The sequence below is a fragment of the Allobosea lupini genome (genome assembly GCF_900109525.1).
Lineage (GTDB): Bacteria > Pseudomonadota > Alphaproteobacteria > Rhizobiales > Beijerinckiaceae > Allobosea > Allobosea lupini.
On the sequence record NZ_FOAN01000013.1, the window covers coordinates 86,633 to 104,893 of the forward strand.

Genomic DNA, 18,261 nt, shown 5'->3' on the forward strand with positions numbered 1-18,261 from the left:
CTATTTGGCGTCGCTGAGCAGCACCTTGTACTTCTCGATCTCGGCCGGAACCATCTTGGCGACGAACTCGGGCGACATCTCGTCCTTTTCAGGCAGCACCGAAGAGAGCTCCTTGAAGCGCGCATGCAGCTTTTCGCTGGAAAGCGCTGTGCGCAGCGCCTGATTGAGCTTGTCGATCACCGGCTGCGGCGTGCCCTTCGGCGCGAAGATCGCGTTCCAGCCCTGCGCCTGGAACGCCGGCAGCCCGGCTTCGACCGAGGTCGGCACATCGGGCAGGCTCGGCAGGCGCTGCGGCGTCGCCACCACCAGCGCCTTGACCTTGTTGCCCTGGACCGCGCCGGAGAGCGAGGTCGCTGCATCGCAGACGCCGTCGATCTGTCCGCCCATCAGGTCGTTCAGCGCCGGGCCCGCGCCGCGATAGCTCACCAGCGCCACGTCGAGGCCGGACGCCTTCAGGAAGTTGCGGCAGATCAGATAGTTCGACGAGCCGACACCGGCATGGCCGAGGCTGAGCTTGCCGGGATTGGCCTTGGCGTAGGCGAGGAACTCCTTGAGGTCCTTGGCCGGGAAGTCGAGCTTCAGCGCGATCATCGGCGAGGTCTTGGCGACCAGGCCGACCGGCACGAAATCGGCGGGCGTGTATTTCAGGTCGTTGTAGATCGTATAGGAGGCGGCATTGGTGCCGCTGTTGCCGATCACGATGGTGTAGCCGTCGGGCTCGGCCCGGGCCGCCCGCGTCAAGGCGGTCGCGCCGCCCGCTCCGCCCATGTTCTCCATCACGATGCGCTGGCCGAGAACCTGCGCCATTTCCTCGCCGACGAGGCGGGCGATCACGTCGGAGGAGCCGCCGGCCGCGAAGGGCACCAGCATGTTGATCGGCTTGGAGGGATATTTGTCCTGGGCCTGCGCCGGCAGGATGGCGATAGCGGCTAAAATAGCCAGAGCAGCGCGCTTCATGCGAATATCTCCCTCGACGCCGGGCTTTTTCCAAAGCGGTCTTCAGAACCGCCCTGCCCGGTTCGGGCAGACGCTAGCACCCACCTGACGCGGGGAGAAGCGCAAGCGGGCGCAACAATCTCGCGCAGCAATCCCCTCTCGCCTCTGACCTGCACAGGCAAAACAAAAAGGGCGGCCCGAAGACCGCCCTTCCGAAATGCTTGATGTCGGCGCGGCTCAGGCCGCCTGCTCGTCATCCGCCGTGAAGACCGGGCCGGAATCCTTGCCCTTGGCGTCGACGTCGCGATCGACGAACTCGATGACGGCGAGCGGGGCGTTGTCGCCGAAGCGGAAGCCCGCCTTCATGATGCGCAGATAGCCGCCATTGCGCTCCTTGTAGCGCGGGCCGAGGATCGCGAAGAGCTTGCCGACCAAAGCGACGTCCTTGATCTGCGCGATCGCCTGGCGGCGGGCGTGCAGGTCGCCGCGCTTGCCGAGCGTGACCAGCTTCTCGACGACCGGACGCAGGTCCTTGGCCTTCGGCAGCGTGGTGGTGATCTGCTCGTGCTTGATCAGGGCCTGGGCCATGTTGGCGAACATCGCCTGGCGATGCTCGGCAGTGCGGTTGAAACGACGACCGCGGAAACCGTGACGCATGATTGGCTCCTTCGTTGCTTACGGCCGCCGTGCCACGGAACGGCCGTCCTTTATGCTCCGGTGCTCATGCGCCGGGCGGGAAGTGGCGCGGGACGCAGTCCCGCGCCGGGGTCTCAGTAGTGCTCTTCGAAGCGCTTGGCCAGCTCTTCGATGTTCTCCGGCGGCCAGCCCTGCACGTCCATGCCGAGATGGAGGCCCATGGTGGCGAGCACTTCCTTGATCTCGTTCAGCGACTTGCGGCCGAAGTTCGGGGTGCGCAGCATCTCGCCCTCCGACTTCTGGATGAGGTCGCCGATATAGACGATGTTGTCGTTCTTCAGGCAGTTCGCCGAGCGGACCGACAGTTCGAGCTCGTCGACCTTCTTGAGCAGGGCCGGGTTGAACGGCAGCTGCGGCGCGGTCGAGACGGCCTCTTCCTTGCGCGGCTCTTCGAAGGTGATGAAGACGGCGAGCTGGTCCTGCAGGATGCGGGCGGCAAGCGCCAGCGCGTCCTCGGGCGAAACCGAGCCGTTGGTCTCGATCTGCATGGTCAGCATGTCGCGGTCGAGGTTCTGGCCCTCGCGGGTGTTTTCGACGCGATAGGAGACCTTCTTGACCGGCGAGTAGAGGCTGTCGACGGGGATCAGGCCGATCGGCGCGTCCTCGGGACGGTTCTGCTCGGAGGGGACATAGCCCTTGCCGGTGTTGACCGTGAACTCCATGCGGATCTCAGCCCCGTCGTCCAGCGTGCAGAGCACGAGCTCGGGGTTGAGGATCGACACGTCGCCGATGGTGTTGATGTCGCCGGCGGTGACAGCGCCCGGGCCGGTCTTGCGCAGGGTCATGCGCTTGGGACCCTCGCCCTGCATCTTGATGGCGATCGCCTTGATGTTCAGGACAATGTCGGTGACGTCCTCGCGCACGCCCGGGATCGAGGAGAACTCATGCAGCACGCCGTCGATCTGGACGGCGGTGACGGCGGCACCCTGGAGCGAGGAGAGCAGCACGCGACGCAGCGCATTGCCGAGCGTCATGCCAAAGCCGCGCTCGAGCGGACGCGCGATCACGGTGGCCAGACGCTTCGGGTCGTCGCCGACCTTGACTTCGAGCTTGTTAGGCTTGGACAGATCCTGCCAATTCTTGCTGATCACGACCGCACTCCTGGTGATTCAATAATGGCGGCGGCGGGCCGCCCCGTACCGGCGTCCGCCCCTGCGGACGCCGCTTCGATCCGGCTAAGGCTCAGACGCGGCGACGCTTGCGCGGCCGGCAGCCATTGTGCGGGATCGGCGTCACGTCGCGGATCGAGGTGACGGTGAAGCCGGCGGCCTGCAGCGCGCGCAGCGCCGACTCGCGGCCCGAACCCGGACCGGTGACCTCGACCTCGAGGGTGCGCATACCGTGCTCGGCAGCCTTGCGGGCAGCGTCCTCGGCGGCGACCTGGGCTGCATAGGGGGTCGACTTGCGCGAGCCCTTGAAACCCATCGTGCCGGCGGACGACCACGAGATCGTGTTGCCCTGCGCGTCGGTGATGGTGATCATGGTGTTGTTGAACGAGGCGTTCACATGCGCGACGCCGGAGACGATGTTCTTGCGTTCGCGACGACGGACGCGCTGGGCTTCCTTGGCCATAGTCTCTTTCTTCCATCCTTCAGGCGCGCCCGTGATGCCAGGCGCTGGGGATATCGCCTGCCCGCGAGCGGGTCAGGCGACGCAAAATACTGCAGCGAGCCGGTCGCCCGGCCCGCCGAAACTCACTTCTTCTTGCCGGCGATCGGCTTCGCCTTGCCCTTGCGGGTGCGGGCGTTGGTGTGGGTGCGCTGGCCGCGCACCGGCAGCGAGCGGCGATGACGCAGGCCGCGATAGCAGCCGAGGTCCATCAGGCGCTTGATGTTCATCGAGACTTCGCGACGCAGATCGCCCTCGACGAGATAGTCGCGGTCGATCGTCTCGCGGATCTGCAGGACCTCGGCGTCGGTCAGCTGGTTGACCCGGCGCTCGGCGGCAATGCCGACCTTATCGCAGATCTCCTTGGCCTTGTGGGCGCCGATGCCGTGAATGTACTGCAGACCGATGACGACGCGCTTGCCGGTCGGAATGTTGACGCCCGCGATACGAGCCATGTTCTTCACCTCTCCATTGCGGCCATGACGCCGGGCGCCATGACAATGACAAGAACTCCGCGTCCGGTGGAGGCCGGCCCTTGCGGAGCGTTGAATCCAGTCCACGCGAGAAAGCGACGTCGATCCTTCTTGCGAAGGCATCGGCATCGCTCAGCTGAAACCGGATGGCGCGCTGGTAGTCGGTTAAGCGCGCCCTGTCAACCCGGGCGCGCTCGCCCCGGCTGCCTTTACTTCTTCACCAGCGGGCACTTGCTCTCCGACAGCGGCGCGATGATCTCGGCCGCCGGGATCTTGCGGACCACCTTGAAATAGTCCCAGGGCGCCTTCGATTCGGCGGGGCCCTTGGCCTCGACCAGCAGCATGTCGTTCATCAGGCGACCGTCCTCGCGAATCCTGGCGCCGGGTGCGTAGAAGTCGTCGACAGGCAGTTCCTTCATCTTGGCCGCGACAGCAGGACCCGCCGCCGTGCCGGCCGCCTTGACCGCCTTGAGATAGTGGAGCACCGACGAGTAGACGCTCGCCTGGATCATCCCCGGCATCTTCTTCGTCCGCGCCATGTAGCGGTCGGCGAAGGCGCGGCTCGGCTTGTCGGCGTCATGGTAGTAGGCAGCGGTGGTGATCAGCCCCTTGGCCTTGTCGAGGCCGAGCCCATGCACGTCGCTCAGGACCACGACCATGGCGGCGAGCTTCTGGCCACCATCGACGAGGCCGAACTCGCCGGCCTGCTTGATCGAATTGATCGTGTCGCTGCCGGCATTGGCGAAGGCGACGATCTTGGCCTTGGAGGCCTGCGCCTGCAGCAGGAAGGAGGAGAAGTCGGGCGTCGAGAGCGGCGCCCGCACGGTACCGAGTGTCTTGCCGCCATTGGCGGCAACAACCTTCTCGATGTCGGCGGTGAGCTGATGGCCGAAGGCGTAGTCGGCAGCGATGATGTACCAGCTGTCGCCGCCCTCGCGCAGGATCGACAGCGCCGTGCCCTTGGCCGAGGTCGCCGTGTCGAAGGTCCACATGAAGCCGGTCGCCATGCAGTCCTCGTTGAAGAGGCGCGTCGTCGCCGGGCCGTTGTAGAGCGCGACCTTCTGCTTCTCCTTGGCGATGCCGGCTACGGCGAGCGCCACGGCCGAATTGGTCAGGTCGGCGATGGCGGTGACGCCGTCGACATCGTACCAGCGCCGCGCCAGGCCCGCGGCGACATCCGGCTTGTTCTGGTGGTCGCCCGAGACGATCTCGATCGGCTTGCCCAGCACCGAGCCGCCGAAATCCTCGATCGCGAGCTTGGCCGCCTCGACCGAGCCGAGCCCGCCGAATTCGGCGTAATTGCCCGACTGGTCGTTGAGGACGCCAATCTTGACCGCGTCCTGCGCCAGCACCGTCGAAGCCGTCGCCAGCAGCGCAGCCGCCACAAGGCAAGCAACCCGTTTCATGTCGTCCTCCCGTTTGCCGGCCGATCGGATCACCGGCGATGGCGCGTGCCACCGGCATAGGCTGCCGTCGTCCCGTGTCTTGGCCGTCATCGGCCTGGGGCGGAGTTCAGTCGGCGGGAGGAGATGTGTCAATTGCAACCGCGGCGCGCGAAATCGCGCCTGCGCCGGCGCAAATGCGCACCAGTGTGCCAGCTGTAACGAGAGCTTGGCGTGAGCCTTGCCGTAAGCAGGGGCTGAGCATATGCTGTGGCATATGCCAACTATCCGGAGCGGCGCACATGAACGAAATCCGGCATGTCAGGCTGTTTCGCAATGGCCGCAATCAGGCTGTTCGCATCCCTGTCGAATTCGAGCTTCCCGGCGACGAGGCTCTGATGCGCCGAGACGGCGACCGCCTCGTCATCGAGCCGCTGGCTAAACGAGGCCTGTCCGCCCTGCTCGAAAGCCTCGAGCCGCTCGACGGTGTCTTCCCGGAGATCAGCGATCCCGTTCCGGCGCCGGAGCGCGACATTTGACGCGTTATCTGCTCGACACCAACATCATCTCTGATCTGGTGCGGCAACCGCAGGGCCGTGCCGCAAAACGGATCGCCGAGATCGGTGATCGCCAGATCCTGACGAGCGTGATCGTCGCGGCCGAATTGCGCTATGGCTGCAGGAAAGCCGGCTCGGCGCGCCTGTCGGCAACAGTCGAGGCGTTACTCTCCGAGATCGAGACCATTCCTTTCGACGAAGCTGCCTCGCGTACCTATGCCGATCTGCGCACGGCCCTTGAGGCAAGGGGGAAACCGATCGGCGGTAACGACATGCTCATCGCTGCACAGGCTCTCGCGCTCGGCTGCATCGTGGTCACGGCGAACATCGATGAATTCGCCCACGTCGACGGGCTCGAAGTCGAGAACTGGCTAGCCTGACCTGAGCCCCCTCACCGCTTGCGCACGAACTCCGTGCGCAGCACCAGTCCCTTAATGGTCTCGTGCCGACAGTCGATCTCTTCGGGATTGTCCGTCAGCCGGATCGAGCGGATCACCGTGCCCTGCTTCAGGGTCTGGTTAGCGCCCTTGACCTTGAGGTCCTTGATCAGCGTCACCGCATCGCCGTCGACCAGGATGTTGCCGGAGGCGTCGCGGACCTCGCGCTGCTGCGCCGCAGCCGCCGCCAGTTCCGAAGCCGGGCGCCACTCGCCGGTCGCCTCGTCATAGACATAGTCGTCATCGCCATCGGCCATTGGCCCGGCTCCTTCGCCAAGAAAAAACCGCGCGGCGAAGGCCGCGCGGCGTCTGAATGACCGATCAGGCTGGATATCAGCCTGCCAGCGCCTCGTCGATCGCACTCGCGACCTGCTCGATCGGCTGCATGCCGTCGATCGGCGTCAGCTGGCCGCGCTTGTCGTAATAGGGCGCGACGATCGCGGTATCGCGGTTATAGGCTTCGAGCCGGGTCTTGAAGACCTCCGGGTCGTCGTCCTTGCGCACCGGCTGGCCGGCGGCCTTGGCCTCCTCGGCCCGGCGCACGATCCGGTCGACCAGCTTGCTCTGGTCGACGCGCAGCTCCAGCACCTTGTCGAGTTTCAGTCCCTTGCCGGCCAGCATCGAGTCGAGTGCCTCGGCCTGCGCCAGCGTGCGCGGGAAGCCGTCGAGGATGAAGCCCTTCCTGGCGTCGGCTTCCTCGATGCGGTCGGCGACGATGCCGATGACGATCTCGTCCGAGACCAGCCCGCCGGCATCCATCACCGCCTTGGCCTTGAGGCCGACCGGCGTGCCGGCGGCGACTGCCGCGCGGAGCATGTCGCCGGTGGAGAGCTGCGGAATGCCGTGCTTTGCGACGATCCGTGTCGCCTGAGTGCCTTTGCCCGCCCCCGGCGGCCCCAGGAAAATCAGCCTCATCAGCGCCTTGCCCCCCTCAACTTCGCTTTTTTGACCAGCCCCTCATATTGATGGGCCAGGAGATGACCATGGACCTGAGCCACCGTGTCCATGGTCGTCGTCACCACGATCAGCAGCGAGGTGCCGCCGAGCAGGATGATCGGAATCTGGGCATAGGTGATCATGAACTCCGGGATCAAGCAGACGATAGTCAAATAGGCGGCGCCGAGCACGGTGATGCGCGTTAGCACCCGGTCGATATGTTCGGCGGTGCGCTCGCCCGGGCGGATGCCGGGCATGAACCCGCCATGCTTCTTGAGATTGTCCGCCGTCTCGACCGGATTGAACACGATCGCGGTGTAGAAGAAGCAGAAGAAGATGATCAGCGCCGCATAGAGGAACATGAACAGCGGCCGGCCATGCGCGAGATAGGTCGCCATCGTCGCCAGGATGCCGGTGCCGCCCGAAGCCTGCGAGAAGCTGGCGATCGTGGTCGGCAGCAGCAGCAGCGACGAGGCGAAGATAGGCGGGATCACGCCGGCGGTGTTGAGCTTCAGCGGCAGGAACGAGGTCTGGCCCTCATACATCCGGTTGCCGACCTGGCGCTTGGGATAGTTGATCAGCAGGCGGCGCTGGGCGCGCTCGACGAAGACCACGAAGGCGATGACGCAGACCGCCATCACCATGACGAGCAGCAGCAGGCCGGTCGAGATGGCGCCCTGGCGGCCGAGCTCGAGCGTCTGCGCCAGCTGGGCCGGGAATTCGGCGATGATGCCGGCGAAGATGATCATCGACGTGCCGTTGCCGATGCCGCGGCTGGTGATCTGCTCGCCGAGCCAGAGCAGGAACATGGTGCCGCCGACCAGCGTGATGGTGGTCGAGATCAGGAAGAACGGCCCGGGTTCGAGCACGAGATTACCCGAGCCCTGAAGACCAACGCCGATGCCCCAGGCCTGGAACAGCGCCAGCACCAGCGTCAGATAGCGCGTGTACTGGTTGAGGATCTTGCGGCCCGCCTCGCCCTCCTTCTTCAGCGCCTCGAAAGTCGGGACGACGCTGGAGAGCAGCTGGATGATGATCGAGGCCGAGATGTACGGCATGATCGCCAGCGCGAAGATCGCGAGCCGGCCGACCGCGCCGCCGGAGAACATGTTGAACAGGCCGAGCACGCCCGACTGGGTCTGCTTGAACAGGTCGGCGACCGCATCCGGGTTCATGCCGGGCAGCGGGATATAGGTGCCGAGCCGGTAGACGATCAGCGCCCCCAGCGTGAACCAGATCCGCTTCTTCAGCTCGTCGGCCTTGGCCAGCGCGCCGAAGTTCAGGTTTGCCGCAAGCTGTTCAGCCGCCGATGCCATGCGTCCGGTCCTTGGGTGATTCTCTGGTCTAGACAGTCGAACGGCGGCCAAGGCTTCGGGCCCGGCCGCCGCTCGCGTTAGTCATGTAAGCGTGGAAGTCACGCCTGTGAAGCGGCAGCCGCCAGGATCTTGACCGTGCCGCCGGCCTTCTCGATCGCCTCGACGGCCGACTTCGACGCACCGGCCACCTCGAAGGCGAGCTTCGCCTTGAGTTCGCCGACGCCGAGGATCTTGACGCCGTCCTTGGCCTGCCGGGTGATGACGCCGGCGGCGACCAGCGCCTCGACCGTCACCGCACCCTTGGCATCGAGCTTCCCGGCTTCGACCGCCTGCTGGATGCGCCCGAGGTTGACCTCGTTCAGATCCTTGGAGAACAGGTTGTGGAAGCCGCGCTTCGGCAGGCGCCGATAGAGCGGCATCTGGCCGCCTTCGAAGCCCTTGACCGCCACGCCGGCGCGAGCCTTCTGGCCCTTGACGCCACGTCCGCCGGTCTTGCCCTTGCCGGAGCCGATGCCACGGCCGACGCGGATGCGCGACTTGGTCGCGCCTTCGTTGTCACGAATGTCTGTGAGTTTCATGGGTTCGCCCTCCTCACTTCGCGTCGACGACGCGGACGAGGTGCTTGACCTTCTCGACCATGCCACGCGCAGCCGGCGTGTCCTGCAGGGTCGATTGGCGGCGGATCTTGTTCAGGCCGAGACCGATCAGGGTCTGGCGCTGCGAGGCGTCGCGGCGGATCGGCGAACCGATCTGCTCGACGGTGAAGGTCTTCTCAGCCTTTGCCATCGAACCCTCCTCACGCGTCCGCGCCGGCATCCGCGCCGGCATCGCGGCGGCGGGTCTGCAGGGCCGAAACCTTGAGCGAGCGACGCGCGGCGACGCTGCGCGGCGAATCCTCGTTCTTCAGCGCATCGAAGGTGGCGCGCACGAGGTTGTAGGGGTTCGAAGAGCCGAGCGACTTCGAAACCACGTCCTGCATGCCGACCGCCTCGAAGACGGCGCGCATCGGGCCGCCGGCGATGATGCCGGTACCGGCCGGCGCAGCGCGCAGGATGACCTTGCCGGCGCCGTGACGGCCGTGGACGTCATGGTGCAGCGTGCGGCCATCGCGCAGCGGGACGCGGACGAGGCCACGCTTGGCGGCTTCCGTCGCCTTGCGGATCGCCTCGGGCACTTCACGGGCCTTGCCGTGGCCGAAGCCGACGCGGCCCTTCTGGTCGCCGACGACGACGAGGGCAGCGAAGCCGAAGCGACGGCCGCCCTTCACCACCTTGGCGACGCGGTTGATGTGGACCAGGCGGTCCACGAATTCAGAATCACGCTCTTCGCGGTTCTGACGGTCACGAGGTTCTCTCGCCATATCTTCCTCTTACTTGCGCGGACGGTACCGATCGTGGCCCGCCGCTCGCTCGAGCGCTCCGGAATGGAGCGACTTTCCAAATGCGATATGCGGGAAGCCCGTGAGGCCTCCCGCATCCCGCGATAGTCAACCGATCAGAAGCTCAGCCCGCCTTCGCGAGCGGCCTCGGCCAGCGCCTTGACGCGGCCATGGTACATATAGGCGCCACGGTCGAACACGACCTCCTTGACGCCGGCCTTGATGGCGCGCTCGGCAAGGATCTTGCCGATCTGCGCCGCGGCCTCGACATTCGCGCCCGACTTGATGTCGGCGCGGATGTCCTTGTCGAGCGACGAAGCCGAAGCGAGCGTCAGCCCCTTGGTGTCGTCGATGACCTGCGCATAGATCTGCTTGCCGGTGCGGTGCACCGACAGGCGGGCGCGGCCATTGGCCACTTTCTTGATCGCGCGGCGGACGCGGGCCTTGCGGCGCGCAGTCGCAACTGTCTGCTTGCTCATGGCTGCCGTCCTTACTTCTTCTTGCCTTCCTTGCGGAAGATGAACTCGCCGGCGTACTTGACGCCCTTCCCCTTGTAGGGCTCGGGACCGCGATAATCGCGGATCTCGGCGGCGGTCTGGCCGACGACCTGCTTGTCGATGCCGGAGATCACGATCTCGGTCGGCTTCGGCGTGACGATCGCGACCCCGGCCGGGATCGGATAGTCGATGTCGTGGCTGTAGCCGAGCGAGAGCTTGAGCACCTTGCCGGCGACCGCGGCCTTGTAGCCGACGCCGTTGATCTCGAGCTTCTTCTCGAATCCGGCCGTCGTACCGACGACCAGGTTGTTGATGCGGGCGCGCGAGGTGCCCCAGAGGGCGCGGGCGCGCTTGGTCTGCGAGCGCGGCTGGACGGCGATGGCGCCGTTCTCCAGTGCGACCGAAACCTCCTCGGGAACCTCGAAGGACAGTTCGCCCTTCGAGCCCTTGATCTTGACCAGCTGGCCCGAGACGTTGGCGGTGACGCCAGCGGGGACCGGAACGGGCTTCTTACCGATACGAGACATTGGATCTCTCCTGATGAGCAGCTGTGCGCGAAAGGTCAGAAGACCTTGCAGAGCACTTCGCCGCCCACGTTCTGCTCGCGGGCAAGGTGATCGGACATCACGCCACGGGGCGTGGAGACGATGGTGACGCCGAGGCCGTCGGCCACGCGAGGCATGGTCTCGACCGAGGAGTAGACGCGACGACCGGGCTTCGACACGCGCGAGATCGACCGGATGACCGGCTGTCCCTCGTGGTACTTCAGCTCGATGTCGAACTCGGTGCGGCCGTTGCCGAACTCGGTGGTCGAATAGCCGCGGATGTAGCCTTCCGACTGCAGCACGTCCAGAACGCGGGCGCGCAGCTTCGAGCCCGGGGTGGAAACGCGCGACTTGCGCCGCATCTGCGCATTGCGGATGCGGGTCAGCATATCGCCAAGCGGATCGATGATCGCCATGATGCTACCTCCTCACCAGCTCGACTTGACGAGGCCGGGAACCAGCCCCTTGTTGCCGAGCTCGCGCAAAGCAACGCGCGACATCTTCAACTTGCGATAGAAAGCGCGCGGGCGGCCGGTGACTTCGCAACGGTTGCGCACGCGGATGCCGGCGGAATTGCGCGGCAGTTCGGCCAGCTTCAGGCGAGCGAGGAAGCGCTCGTCCATCGACTGGTTCTCGTCATTAGCGATCGCGAGAAGACGCGCACGACGGCCCGCGAATTTCTTCACGAGCGCCTTGCGGCGGTTGTTGTTCTCGACGGAGCTTTTCTTAGCCATCGATATCTCCTGGTTTCCGCGTATGAGCCCGAAGGCTCACTGCCGGAACGGGAAGTTGAAGTGCTTGAGCAGAGCGCGTGCCTCGTCGTCCGACTTCGCAGTCGTGCAGACGATCACGTCCATGCCCCAGACCTGGTCGACCTTGTCGTAGTTGATCTCGGGGAACACGATGTGCTCCTTGATCCCGAGCGCGAAATTGCCGCGCCCGTCGAAAGACTTCGGGTTGAGGCCACGGAAGTCGCGCACGCGCGGCAGAGCAATGGTGACGAGCCGATCGACGAACTCGAACATCTTGGTCTTGCGCAGCGTGACCTTGGCACCCACCGCCATGTTCTCGCGCAGCTTGAAGCCGGCGATGGCGAGGCGGGACTTGGTGATGACCGGCTTCTGGCCGGCGATCATGGCGAGGTCGCCGGCGGCGTTGTCGACCTTCTTGCGGTCGGCCGTGGCTTCGCCCACGCCCATGTTGATGACGACCTTCTCGAGGGTCGGCACTTCCATGACGTTCTTGTAGCCGAACTCGGCGATCATCGCGGGACGGACGACGTCCTCGTAATGCTTCTTCAAACGCGGCGAGAGAGCCGCCTGCTGATTGTCAGCCATCGATCAGATCCCCCGAACGCTTGGCGAAACGAACCTTGCGGCCGTCATCGAGCACCTTGAAACCGACGCGGGTCGGCTTGCCGTCCTTCGGATCGGCGACGGCCAGGTTCGACAGGTCGATCGTGGCTTCCTTGCTGATGATGCCGCCCTCGGACTGGGCGGTCGCCTTGGTGTGCTTCTTCACCAGGTTCACGCCGCGCACGACGGCGCGGGCGTCCTTCGGCAGGACCTGGAGCACTTCGCCGTTCTTGCCCTTGTCGCGGCCGGCGAGCACGACGACCTTGTCGCCCTTCTTGATTTTCGCAGCCATCACAGCACCTCGGGAGCGAGCGAAATGATCTTCATGTGGTTCTTGGCGCGCAGCTCGCGCGGAACCGGTCCGAAGATGCGGGTGCCCACCGGCTCCTTCTGGTTGTTGATCAGCACGGCCGCGTTGCGGTCGAAGCGGATCACCGAACCATCGGCGCGCTTGATGTCCTTGGCGGTGCGCACGACGATCGCCTTCATGACGTCGCCCTTCTTCACGCGGCCGCGCGGGATGGCTTCCTTGATCGAAACCACAATGATGTCGCCGATGCGGGCATAGCGCCGCTTCGAGCCGCCGAGAACCTTGATGCACATCACGCGGCGGGCACCGGAATTGTCGGCGACCTCGAGATTCGTCTGCACCTGGATCATGGCCTTGATCCTTCCATTCCATATCAGCGCGGTTTCCGGACAAAGGCGGATTGCCTAAGCCCGGACTACGACTGACGGGGGTCGATCGCCCCCTGGCCTCAATGATTCGACTTACGCCTTGGGAGCGTTGTCGAGCACAACCCAGCTTTTCAGCTTGGAAATCGGCTTCGACTCCTCGATCCAGACCGAGTCACCGACCTTGAACGATCCCGCCTCGTCATGGGCGTGATAGTTCTTCGAACGGCGCACCGTCTTCTTGAGGAGCGGGTGCGTATAACGCCGCTCGACCTTGACCACAACAGTTTTGTTTTGCTTGTCGCTAACGACGACGCCCTGCAGCACGCGCTTCGGCATGGTCCCCTACTCCTCAGGCGCTCACTGCTGCGGTCTTCGACCGCTGCAGTGTCTTGATGCGGGCGATCTCCTTGCGCACCAGGGTGACCCGAGCGGTATTCTCGAGCTGGCCGGTGGCGCGCTGGAAACGCAGGTTGAACTGCTCCTTCTTGAGCTTGAGAAGCTCGTCCTGGAGCTGGTCCGCGCTCATCACTTTGAGATCGGACAGGCGTTGAGTCGATTTCATCTCGCCCTCCTTACTCGGCGATGCGCTGGATGAAGCGGGTCTTGATCGGCAGCTTGGCGGCGCCCAGACGGAGCGCCTCGCGGGCGATATCCTCCGGCACGCCGTCGAGCTCGAACATGATCCGGCCCGGCTTGACCTTGGCCGCCCAGAACTCGGGCGAACCCTTGCCCTTACCCATGCGGACTTCGGTCGGCTTCTTCGAGACCGGCACGTCCGGGAAGATCCGGATCCAGACTCGACCCGCGCGCTTCATGGCGCGGGTGATGGCACGACGGGCCGCCTCGATCTGGCGGGCCGTGACGCGCTCCGGCTCCTGGGCCTTCAGGCCGAACTGGCCGAAGTTGAGGTCCGTACCGCCCTTGGCGACGCCTGAAATGCGTCCCTTGAACTGCTTACGGAACTTAGTGCGCTTTGGTTGCAGCATGGCTCTTCTCGATCAGCCTTACGCAGCCTGCTCGCGACGTTCGCGGCGCTCACCACCGGAGCGGCCGCCCTCGTCCGAGAGGCGCTTGTCCTGGGCCATCGGGTCGTGTTCGAGGATCTCGCCCTTGAAGATCCAGACCTTGATCCCGCACGTGCCATAGGTCGTGAAGGCAGTGGCGACGCCGTAGTCGACGTCGGCGCGCAGCGTATGCAGCGGCACGCGGCCCTCGCGATACCATTCGAGGCGCGCGATTTCCGCGCCGCCGAGACGGCCCGAGCAGTTGATGCGGATGCCCTCGGCACCGAGACGCATCGCCGACTGCACGGCGCGCTTCATGGCGCGACGGAAGGCGACGCGGCGCTCGAGCTGCTGCGCGATCGAGTCGGCGACCAGGGTCGCGTCGATCTCGGGCTTGCGCACCTCGACGATGTTGATCGTCACGTCGGCGTTCGTCAGCTTCGCGACCGTCTTGCGCAGCTTCTCGATGTCGGCACCCTTCTTGCCAATCACCACGCCCGGACGAGCCGAGTGGATGGTGACGCGGCACTTCTTGTGCGGACGCTCGATGATGATCTTCGAGACGGCGGCCTGCTTCAGCAGCTTCATCAGGGCGGCGCGGATGGCCATGTCCTCATGAAGCAGCTTGCCGTACTCGCCCTTGGCGGCGAACCAGCGCGAATCCCAGGTCCGGTTGATGCCGAGACGAAGGCCGATCGGATTGATTTTCTGACCCATCGTTCTCTCCTCAGGCCTTCGCAGCCTGAACTTCGCGCACCACGATCGTGATGTTGGCGAAGGGCTTCATGATGCGGGCGCCACGGCCGCGAGCGCGGGCATGGAAGCGCTTCATGACCAGCGCCTTGCCGACGAAAGCCTGGGACACGACCAGATCGTCGACGTCGAGATCATGGTTGTTCTCGGCATTGGCGATCGCGCTCTGCAGGCACTTGCGCACATCGGTCGAGATCCGCTTGCGCGAGAACTCGAGGTCGGCGAGCGCGGTCGAGACCTTCTTGCCGCGGATGAGCTGGGCGAGAAGGTTCAGCTTCTGCGGGGAGACGCGCAGGTTGCGCGCCACCGCCTTGGCCTCGTTCTCGGGCAGCGCACGGGGGGCGGAGGGCTTACCCATGGCTTACTTCCTCTTCGCCTTCTTGTCGGCAGCGTGGCCGGGGAAGGTGCGCGTCGGCGAGAACTCGCCGAACTTGTGGCCCACCATCTCCTCGGAGACGTTCACCGGCACATGCTTGTGGCCGTTGTAGACGCCGAACGTCAGACCGACGAACTGCGGGAGGATCGTGGAGCGGCGGCTCCAGATCTTGATGACTTCCGACCGGCTCGCCGAACGGGCGACCTCGGCCTTCTTCAGGAGGTATCCGTCGACGAACGGACCTTTCCAAAGCGAACGCGCCATGACGGACCTCAGTTCTTCTTCTTGCGGGCGTGACGGCTCGACACGATGAACGTATCGGTCCGCTTGTTCGAGCGGGTCTTCTTGCCCTTGGTCGGCAGACCCCAGGGCGTGACCGGATGACGGCCGCCCGAGGTGCGGCCTTCGCCGCCGCCGTGCGGATGGTCGACCGGGTTCATCGAGACACCACGGTTGTGCGGACGACGACCCAGCCAGCGCGAGCGCCCGGCCTTGCCGTCATTCCGGTTCATGTGGTCGGGGTTCGAGACCGCGCCCACCGTCGCATAGCACAGGCCGCTGATCAGGCGCTGCTCGCCCGAGTTCAGGCGGACGATGACGTAGCCCTGGTCGCGACCGACGATCTGGGCGTAGTTGCCCGCCGAACGCGCCAGCGCACCGCCCTTGCCGATCTTGAGCTCGACATTGTGGACGATCGTGCCGATCGGCAGCGTGCCCATCGGGGCCGCGTTGCCGGGCTTCACGTCGACGCTGTCGCCGGCGATGACGCTGTCGCCGACCGCCAGGCGCTGCGGCGCCAGGATGTAGGCGAGCTCGCCGTCCTGATACTTGATCAGCGCGATGAACGCCGAGCGGTTCGGATCATACTCGATCCGCTCCACGGCAGCCGGGATGCCGGCCTTGCCGCGACGCTTGAAATCGATCAGGCGCAGCGTGCGCTTGTGACCACCGCCGCGGAAGCGGACGGTGATGCGGCCGAGATTGTTGCGGCCGCCCGAGGACGACTTGCCCTCGGTCAGCACCTTGACCGGCTTGCCCTTGTAGAGCTCGCTGCGGTCGACGATCACGAGCTGGCGAAGGCTCGGCGTGATCGGCTTGAAACTCTTCAAAGCCATGATGACGATCCTTCCCTCAAAGCCCAGTGGTCACGTCGATGGAGTGACCTTCCTCGAGGGTCACGACCGCCTTCTTGACGTCCGAGCGCTGGCCGAGACGGCCCCGGAAGACCTTCATCTTGCCCTCGGTGACCATCGTGTTGACGCTGATCACCTTGACGTCGAACAGCTTCTCGATCGCCGCCTTGATCTGCGGCTTGGTCGCGGTCTTCGCGACCTTGAAGACGACCTTGTTGTGCTCGGAGAGCATGGTCGCCTTTTCGGTGATGACCGGGCCACGGATGACGTCGTAGTGGCGCGGATCCAGGTTCTTGGACTGGCTCATTTGAAGCGCGCCTCCAGCGCATCGACAGCCGAGCGCGTCAGCACGAGCTTGTCGCGACGCAGGATGTCATAGACGTTGATGCCCTGAACCGGCAGGACGTCGACATTCGGGATCGAACGCGCCGCCAGGCCGAAATTCACATCGATCTCGGCGCCGCCGATCACCAGTGCGCTCGACAGGTCCAGCTTGCCGAAATGGCCGAGCAGGATCTTGGTCTTCGGCTCGGCGAGCTTGACGTCGTCGATGATGATCAGGCCGGCGTCCTTGGCCTTGGCCGAGAGCGCATGGCGCAGAGCGAGCGCCTTGACCTTCTTGGGCAGGTCATGGGCGTGGTCGCGCACGACCGGGCCGAAGGCCTTGCCGCCGCCGCGGAACTGCGGAGCCGAAGCCGCACCGTGACGTGCGCCGCCGGTGCCCTTCTGCTTGTAGATCTTCTTGCGGGTGCGGTCGACTTCCGAACGCCCCTTCGACTTGTGCGTGCCGGCGCGGCGCTTGGCGAGCTGGTAGCGCACCATGCGGGCGAGCAGGTCGGCGCGCGGCTCAAGGCCGAAGATCGCGTCGGACAGCTCGAGCGAGCCGGCATTGCCGCCTTCAAGAGTGACGATATCGAGTTTCATCACACGTTCTCCTCAGCCTGGGCCGCAGGAGCCTCGACACTCTCGGCCTTGCCCTCGCCGGAGACCTTGAACTTGCCCGGCAGGGGCGCGTCCTTCGGCAGCGAGCGCTTGACCGCGTCGCGGACATGGATCCAGCCGCCGGCAACGCCGGGGACGGCGCCCTCGACCAGGATCAGCCCGCGCTCGGCGTCCGTCTGGACGACGCGCAGGTTCTGCGTGGTGACGCGCTCGGCACCCAGATGGCCCGGCATCTTCTTGTTCTTGAAGGTCTTGCCCGGATCCTGACGGCCACCGGTCGAACCGATCGAACGATGCGAGACCGAGACGCCGTGCGTGGCGCGCAGACCGCCGAAGTTCCAGCGCTTCATGCCGCCGGCGAAGCCCTTGCCGGTGGTCGTGCCCGACACGTCGACGAACTGGCCGACGACGAAGTGGTCGGCGGTCAGCTCGGCGCCGACCGGAATCAACGCGTCGTCGCTGACGCGGAACTCGACCAGCTTCTGCTTCGGCTCGACCTTGGCAACGGCGAAATGGCCGCGCTGCGCCTTCGAGACGTTCTTGACCTTGGCACGGCCCGTCCCGAGCTGCACGGCGACATAGCCGTTCTTGTCCTTCGTGCGGTGCGCGACAACCTGGCAGTTGTCGAGCTTCAGCACGGTGACCGGGATGTGCTCGCCGGCATCGGTGAAGATGCGGGTCATCCCGACTTTCTGTGCAATCACACCGGAACGCATCGGTGCATACCTTCCTTTGGGGTCATGTCCATCCGGGGGCACCGGAAACAGAGGACCCGTTTAATCGGATCAGAGCTTGATTTCGACGTCGACGCCGGCGGCGAGATCGAGCTTCATGAGGGCGTCGACCGTCTGCGGAGTCGGATCGACGATATCGAGAACCCGCTTGTGGGTCCGCATCTCGAACTGCTCGCGCGACTTCTTGTCGATGTGGGGCGAGCGGTTGACGGTGAACTTCTCGATCAGGGTCGGCAGCGGAATCGGGCCGCGGACCTGAGCGCCGGTGCGCTTGGCGGTCGAGACGATCTCGCGCGTCGACGCATCGAGGATACGATGGTCGAACGCCTTGAGGCGGATCCGGATATTCTGACCGTTCATGGTCGTGTTATCTCCGTGACGTGAAAAGACGAAAGCCCCGAAGGGCTTCCGCCCTCAGATCAGCCGTTACGCAATGATCGAAGCGACGACGCCTGCGCCGACGGTGCGTCCGCCTTCGCGGATGGCGAAGCGCAGCTTCTCTTCCATCGCGATCGGGACGATCAG

General features: G+C 65.1%; 33 protein-coding genes. 2 read left to right on the plus strand and 31 right to left on the minus strand.

Annotated features, from left to right (window positions below; genetic code table 11):
• The 6 genes from BMZ21_RS27110 to BMZ21_RS27135 all read right to left on the minus strand — a co-directional run bounded on the left by BMZ21_RS27110 (position 1) and on the right by BMZ21_RS27135 (position 5,119).
• Complete coding sequence (locus BMZ21_RS27110) at positions 1-957, minus strand: tripartite tricarboxylate transporter substrate-binding protein (RefSeq protein WP_091842212.1); 957 nt, start codon at positions 955-957, stop codon at positions 1-3.
• 216 nt (positions 958-1,173) lie between these two features.
• A complete protein-coding gene (rplQ, locus tag BMZ21_RS27115) occupies positions 1,174-1,593 on the minus strand; it encodes a 50S ribosomal protein L17 (RefSeq protein ID WP_091842215.1) in 420 nt (139 codons plus the stop codon).
• A 113-nt stretch (positions 1,594-1,706) separates the two neighbouring features.
• Positions 1,707-2,723 carry a DNA-directed RNA polymerase subunit alpha gene (locus tag BMZ21_RS27120; protein WP_091842218.1) on the minus strand — a complete coding sequence of 339 codons (1,017 nt, stop codon included), beginning with the start codon at positions 2,721-2,723 and terminating at the stop codon, positions 1,707-1,709.
• A gap of 91 nt (positions 2,724-2,814) precedes the next feature.
• Complete coding sequence (rpsK, locus tag BMZ21_RS27125; RefSeq protein WP_043237079.1) at positions 2,815-3,204, minus strand: 30S ribosomal protein S11; 390 nt, start codon at positions 3,202-3,204, stop codon at positions 2,815-2,817.
• A gap of 122 nt (positions 3,205-3,326) precedes the next feature.
• On the minus strand, positions 3,327-3,695 hold the full coding sequence (gene rpsM / locus BMZ21_RS27130) for a 30S ribosomal protein S13 (protein WP_091842220.1): 369 nt from the start codon (positions 3,693-3,695) through the stop codon (positions 3,327-3,329).
• Positions 3,696-3,922: 227 nt separating this feature from the next.
• Positions 3,923-5,119, minus strand: coding sequence for an ABC transporter substrate-binding protein (locus tag BMZ21_RS27135; RefSeq protein WP_091842222.1), 1,197 nt, complete (start codon positions 5,117-5,119; stop codon positions 3,923-3,925).
• A 278-nt stretch (positions 5,120-5,397) separates the two neighbouring features.
• Here BMZ21_RS27135 and BMZ21_RS27140 point away from each other — a divergent pair, with 278 nt between their 5' ends.
• On the plus strand, positions 5,398-5,634 hold the full coding sequence (locus tag BMZ21_RS27140) for an antitoxin (RefSeq protein WP_091842225.1): 237 nt from the start codon (positions 5,398-5,400) through the stop codon (positions 5,632-5,634).
• Positions 5,631-6,032: a type II toxin-antitoxin system VapC family toxin gene (locus BMZ21_RS27145; RefSeq protein ID WP_091842228.1), complete on the plus strand. Its 402-nt coding sequence runs from the start codon at positions 5,631-5,633 to the stop codon at positions 6,030-6,032. Before BMZ21_RS27140 ends, BMZ21_RS27145 begins: the two co-directional genes overlap by 4 nt.
• 11 nt (positions 6,033-6,043) lie before the next feature.
• Here BMZ21_RS27145 and BMZ21_RS27150 read toward each other — a convergent pair whose 3' ends face one another.
• The 25 genes from BMZ21_RS27150 to BMZ21_RS27270 form a co-directional block, all read right to left on the minus strand.
• A complete protein-coding gene (locus BMZ21_RS27150; RefSeq protein WP_091842230.1) occupies positions 6,044-6,346 on the minus strand; it encodes an alkylphosphonate utilization protein in 303 nt (100 codons plus the stop codon).
• 76 nt (positions 6,347-6,422) lie between these two features.
• Complete coding sequence (locus BMZ21_RS27155; RefSeq protein WP_091842232.1) at positions 6,423-7,004, minus strand: adenylate kinase; 582 nt, start codon at positions 7,002-7,004, stop codon at positions 6,423-6,425.
• Positions 7,004-8,341, minus strand: a complete 1,338-nt coding sequence (gene secY / locus BMZ21_RS27160; RefSeq protein ID WP_091842235.1) for a preprotein translocase subunit SecY — start codon at positions 8,339-8,341, stop codon at positions 7,004-7,006. The genes BMZ21_RS27155 and secY overlap by 1 nt, the downstream gene beginning before the upstream one ends.
• A gap of 98 nt (positions 8,342-8,439) precedes the next feature.
• Entirely contained in the window at positions 8,440-8,919 is a 480-nt protein-coding gene (rplO, locus tag BMZ21_RS27165; protein ID WP_091842237.1) for a 50S ribosomal protein L15, read from the minus strand.
• Between the two features lie 13 nt (positions 8,920-8,932).
• Positions 8,933-9,127 carry a 50S ribosomal protein L30 gene (gene rpmD / locus BMZ21_RS27170; RefSeq protein WP_091842304.1) on the minus strand — a complete coding sequence of 65 codons (195 nt, stop codon included), beginning with the start codon at positions 9,125-9,127 and terminating at the stop codon, positions 8,933-8,935.
• Positions 9,128-9,137: 10 nt separating this feature from the next.
• Positions 9,138-9,701, minus strand: coding sequence for a 30S ribosomal protein S5 (gene rpsE, locus BMZ21_RS27175; protein ID WP_091842240.1), 564 nt, complete (start codon positions 9,699-9,701; stop codon positions 9,138-9,140).
• A gap of 134 nt (positions 9,702-9,835) precedes the next feature.
• Positions 9,836-10,198, minus strand: a complete 363-nt coding sequence (gene rplR, locus BMZ21_RS27180; protein ID WP_091842243.1) for a 50S ribosomal protein L18 — start codon at positions 10,196-10,198, stop codon at positions 9,836-9,838.
• Positions 10,199-10,209: 11 nt separating this feature from the next.
• Entirely contained in the window at positions 10,210-10,743 is a 534-nt protein-coding gene (rplF, locus tag BMZ21_RS27185) for a 50S ribosomal protein L6 (protein WP_091842246.1), read from the minus strand.
• Between the two features lie 35 nt (positions 10,744-10,778).
• Positions 10,779-11,177, minus strand: a complete 399-nt coding sequence (gene rpsH, locus BMZ21_RS27190; protein ID WP_057193248.1) for a 30S ribosomal protein S8 — start codon at positions 11,175-11,177, stop codon at positions 10,779-10,781.
• Positions 11,178-11,189: 12 nt separating this feature from the next.
• Positions 11,190-11,495, minus strand: coding sequence for a 30S ribosomal protein S14 (gene rpsN, locus BMZ21_RS27195; RefSeq protein WP_057193250.1), 306 nt, complete (start codon positions 11,493-11,495; stop codon positions 11,190-11,192).
• Between the two features lie 36 nt (positions 11,496-11,531).
• Positions 11,532-12,098, minus strand: a complete 567-nt coding sequence (gene rplE, locus BMZ21_RS27200; RefSeq protein ID WP_091842249.1) for a 50S ribosomal protein L5 — start codon at positions 12,096-12,098, stop codon at positions 11,532-11,534.
• Positions 12,091-12,408, minus strand: a complete 318-nt coding sequence (gene rplX, locus BMZ21_RS27205) for a 50S ribosomal protein L24 (protein WP_057193254.1) — start codon at positions 12,406-12,408, stop codon at positions 12,091-12,093. Before rplX ends, rplE begins: the two co-directional genes overlap by 8 nt.
• Entirely contained in the window at positions 12,408-12,776 is a 369-nt protein-coding gene (gene rplN, locus BMZ21_RS27210) for a 50S ribosomal protein L14 (RefSeq protein ID WP_091842252.1), read from the minus strand. The genes rplX and rplN overlap by 1 nt, the downstream gene beginning before the upstream one ends.
• A 111-nt stretch (positions 12,777-12,887) precedes the next feature.
• Positions 12,888-13,130 (minus strand): 30S ribosomal protein S17, encoded by a 243-nt coding sequence (gene rpsQ / locus BMZ21_RS27215; RefSeq protein WP_091842255.1) that lies wholly within the window; start codon positions 13,128-13,130, stop codon positions 12,888-12,890.
• A 13-nt stretch (positions 13,131-13,143) separates the two neighbouring features.
• Positions 13,144-13,356 (minus strand): 50S ribosomal protein L29, encoded by a 213-nt coding sequence (gene rpmC / locus BMZ21_RS27220; RefSeq protein ID WP_091842257.1) that lies wholly within the window; start codon positions 13,354-13,356, stop codon positions 13,144-13,146.
• Between the two features lie 10 nt (positions 13,357-13,366).
• The gene (rplP, locus tag BMZ21_RS27225; protein WP_057193262.1) at positions 13,367-13,780 is read right to left on the minus strand and encodes a 50S ribosomal protein L16; all 414 of its coding nucleotides are present in this window, start codon (positions 13,778-13,780) and stop codon (positions 13,367-13,369) included.
• 18 nt (positions 13,781-13,798) lie between these two features.
• On the minus strand, positions 13,799-14,515 hold the full coding sequence (gene rpsC / locus BMZ21_RS27230; protein ID WP_091842260.1) for a 30S ribosomal protein S3: 717 nt from the start codon (positions 14,513-14,515) through the stop codon (positions 13,799-13,801).
• Positions 14,516-14,525: 10 nt separating this feature from the next.
• Positions 14,526-14,909, minus strand: coding sequence for a 50S ribosomal protein L22 (gene rplV / locus BMZ21_RS27235; RefSeq protein ID WP_091842262.1), 384 nt, complete (start codon positions 14,907-14,909; stop codon positions 14,526-14,528).
• A gap of 3 nt (positions 14,910-14,912) precedes the next feature.
• Complete coding sequence (rpsS, locus tag BMZ21_RS27240) at positions 14,913-15,191, minus strand: 30S ribosomal protein S19 (protein WP_091842265.1); 279 nt, start codon at positions 15,189-15,191, stop codon at positions 14,913-14,915.
• An 8-nt stretch (positions 15,192-15,199) separates the two neighbouring features.
• A complete protein-coding gene (gene rplB, locus BMZ21_RS27245; protein WP_091842268.1) occupies positions 15,200-16,042 on the minus strand; it encodes a 50S ribosomal protein L2 in 843 nt (280 codons plus the stop codon).
• Positions 16,043-16,058: 16 nt separating this feature from the next.
• Entirely contained in the window at positions 16,059-16,367 is a 309-nt protein-coding gene (locus BMZ21_RS27250; protein ID WP_091842271.1) for a 50S ribosomal protein L23, read from the minus strand.
• Complete coding sequence (rplD, locus tag BMZ21_RS27255; RefSeq protein ID WP_091842274.1) at positions 16,364-16,984, minus strand: 50S ribosomal protein L4; 621 nt, start codon at positions 16,982-16,984, stop codon at positions 16,364-16,366. The genes BMZ21_RS27250 and rplD overlap by 4 nt, the downstream gene beginning before the upstream one ends.
• Positions 16,984-17,718, minus strand: a complete 735-nt coding sequence (gene rplC / locus BMZ21_RS27260) for a 50S ribosomal protein L3 (RefSeq protein WP_091842277.1) — start codon at positions 17,716-17,718, stop codon at positions 16,984-16,986. The genes rplD and rplC overlap by 1 nt, the downstream gene beginning before the upstream one ends.
• 69 nt (positions 17,719-17,787) lie before the next feature.
• Entirely contained in the window at positions 17,788-18,096 is a 309-nt protein-coding gene (gene rpsJ, locus BMZ21_RS27265) for a 30S ribosomal protein S10 (RefSeq protein ID WP_043237115.1), read from the minus strand.
• A gap of 66 nt (positions 18,097-18,162) precedes the next feature.
• Positions 18,163-18,261: EF-Tu C-terminal domain-related protein (locus BMZ21_RS27270; RefSeq protein ID WP_143079824.1), on the minus strand; the 99-nt coding region annotated here is incomplete at its 5' end.

Excerpts from the sequence above, each read along its gene's own strand:
- BMZ21_RS27110 (WP_091842212.1), bottom strand. The coding sequence starts at position 957 with ATGAAGCGCGCTGCTCTGGCTATTTTAGCCGCTATCGCCATCCTGCCG.
- rplQ (WP_091842215.1), bottom strand. The coding sequence starts at position 1,593 with ATGCGTCACGGTTTCCGCGGTCGTCGTTTCAACCGCACTGCCGAGCAT.
- rpsK (WP_043237079.1), bottom strand. The coding sequence starts at position 3,204 with ATGGCCAAGGAAGCCCAGCGCGTCCGTCGTCGCGAACGCAAGAACATC.
- rpsM (WP_091842220.1), bottom strand. The coding sequence starts at position 3,695 with ATGGCTCGTATCGCGGGCGTCAACATTCCGACCGGCAAGCGCGTCGTC.
- BMZ21_RS27135 (WP_091842222.1), bottom strand. The coding sequence starts at position 5,119 with ATGAAACGGGTTGCTTGCCTTGTGGCGGCTGCGCTGCTGGCGACGGCT.
- BMZ21_RS27140 (WP_091842225.1), top strand. The coding sequence starts at position 5,398 with ATGAACGAAATCCGGCATGTCAGGCTGTTTCGCAATGGCCGCAATCAG.
- BMZ21_RS27150 (WP_091842230.1), bottom strand. The coding sequence starts at position 6,346 with ATGGCCGATGGCGATGACGACTATGTCTATGACGAGGCGACCGGCGAG.
- BMZ21_RS27155 (WP_091842232.1), bottom strand. The coding sequence starts at position 7,004 with ATGAGGCTGATTTTCCTGGGGCCGCCGGGGGCGGGCAAAGGCACTCAG.
- secY (WP_091842235.1), bottom strand. The coding sequence starts at position 8,341 with ATGGCATCGGCGGCTGAACAGCTTGCGGCAAACCTGAACTTCGGCGCG.
- rplO (WP_091842237.1), bottom strand. The coding sequence starts at position 8,919 with ATGAAACTCACAGACATTCGTGACAACGAAGGCGCGACCAAGTCGCGC.
- rpmD (WP_091842304.1), bottom strand. The coding sequence starts at position 9,127 with ATGGCAAAGGCTGAGAAGACCTTCACCGTCGAGCAGATCGGTTCGCCG.
- rpsE (WP_091842240.1), bottom strand. The coding sequence starts at position 9,701 with ATGGCGAGAGAACCTCGTGACCGTCAGAACCGCGAAGAGCGTGATTCT.
- rplR (WP_091842243.1), bottom strand. The coding sequence starts at position 10,198 with ATGAGCAAGCAGACAGTTGCGACTGCGCGCCGCAAGGCCCGCGTCCGC.
- rplF (WP_091842246.1), bottom strand. The coding sequence starts at position 10,743 with ATGTCTCGTATCGGTAAGAAGCCCGTTCCGGTCCCCGCTGGCGTCACC.
- rpsH (WP_057193248.1), bottom strand. The coding sequence starts at position 11,177 with ATGGCGATCATCGATCCGCTTGGCGATATGCTGACCCGCATCCGCAAT.
- rpsN (WP_057193250.1), bottom strand. The coding sequence starts at position 11,495 with ATGGCTAAGAAAAGCTCCGTCGAGAACAACAACCGCCGCAAGGCGCTC.
- rplE (WP_091842249.1), bottom strand. The coding sequence starts at position 12,098 with ATGGCTGACAATCAGCAGGCGGCTCTCTCGCCGCGTTTGAAGAAGCAT.
- rplX (WP_057193254.1), bottom strand. The coding sequence starts at position 12,408 with ATGGCTGCGAAAATCAAGAAGGGCGACAAGGTCGTCGTGCTCGCCGGC.
- rplN (WP_091842252.1), bottom strand. The coding sequence starts at position 12,776 with ATGATCCAGGTGCAGACGAATCTCGAGGTCGCCGACAATTCCGGTGCC.
- rpsQ (WP_091842255.1), bottom strand. The coding sequence starts at position 13,130 with ATGCCGAAGCGCGTGCTGCAGGGCGTCGTCGTTAGCGACAAGCAAAAC.
- rpmC (WP_091842257.1), bottom strand. The coding sequence starts at position 13,356 with ATGAAATCGACTCAACGCCTGTCCGATCTCAAAGTGATGAGCGCGGAC.
- rplP (WP_057193262.1), bottom strand. The coding sequence starts at position 13,780 with ATGCTGCAACCAAAGCGCACTAAGTTCCGTAAGCAGTTCAAGGGACGC.
- rpsC (WP_091842260.1), bottom strand. The coding sequence starts at position 14,515 with ATGGGTCAGAAAATCAATCCGATCGGCCTTCGTCTCGGCATCAACCGG.
- rplV (WP_091842262.1), bottom strand. The coding sequence starts at position 14,909 with ATGGGTAAGCCCTCCGCCCCCCGTGCGCTGCCCGAGAACGAGGCCAAG.
- rpsS (WP_091842265.1), bottom strand. The coding sequence starts at position 15,191 with ATGGCGCGTTCGCTTTGGAAAGGTCCGTTCGTCGACGGATACCTCCTG.
- rplB (WP_091842268.1), bottom strand. The coding sequence starts at position 16,042 with ATGGCTTTGAAGAGTTTCAAGCCGATCACGCCGAGCCTTCGCCAGCTC.
- BMZ21_RS27250 (WP_091842271.1), bottom strand. The coding sequence starts at position 16,367 with ATGAGCCAGTCCAAGAACCTGGATCCGCGCCACTACGACGTCATCCGT.
- rplD (WP_091842274.1), bottom strand. The coding sequence starts at position 16,984 with ATGAAACTCGATATCGTCACTCTTGAAGGCGGCAATGCCGGCTCGCTC.
- rplC (WP_091842277.1), bottom strand. The coding sequence starts at position 17,718 with ATGCGTTCCGGTGTGATTGCACAGAAAGTCGGGATGACCCGCATCTTC.
- rpsJ (WP_043237115.1), bottom strand. The coding sequence starts at position 18,096 with ATGAACGGTCAGAATATCCGGATCCGCCTCAAGGCGTTCGACCATCGT.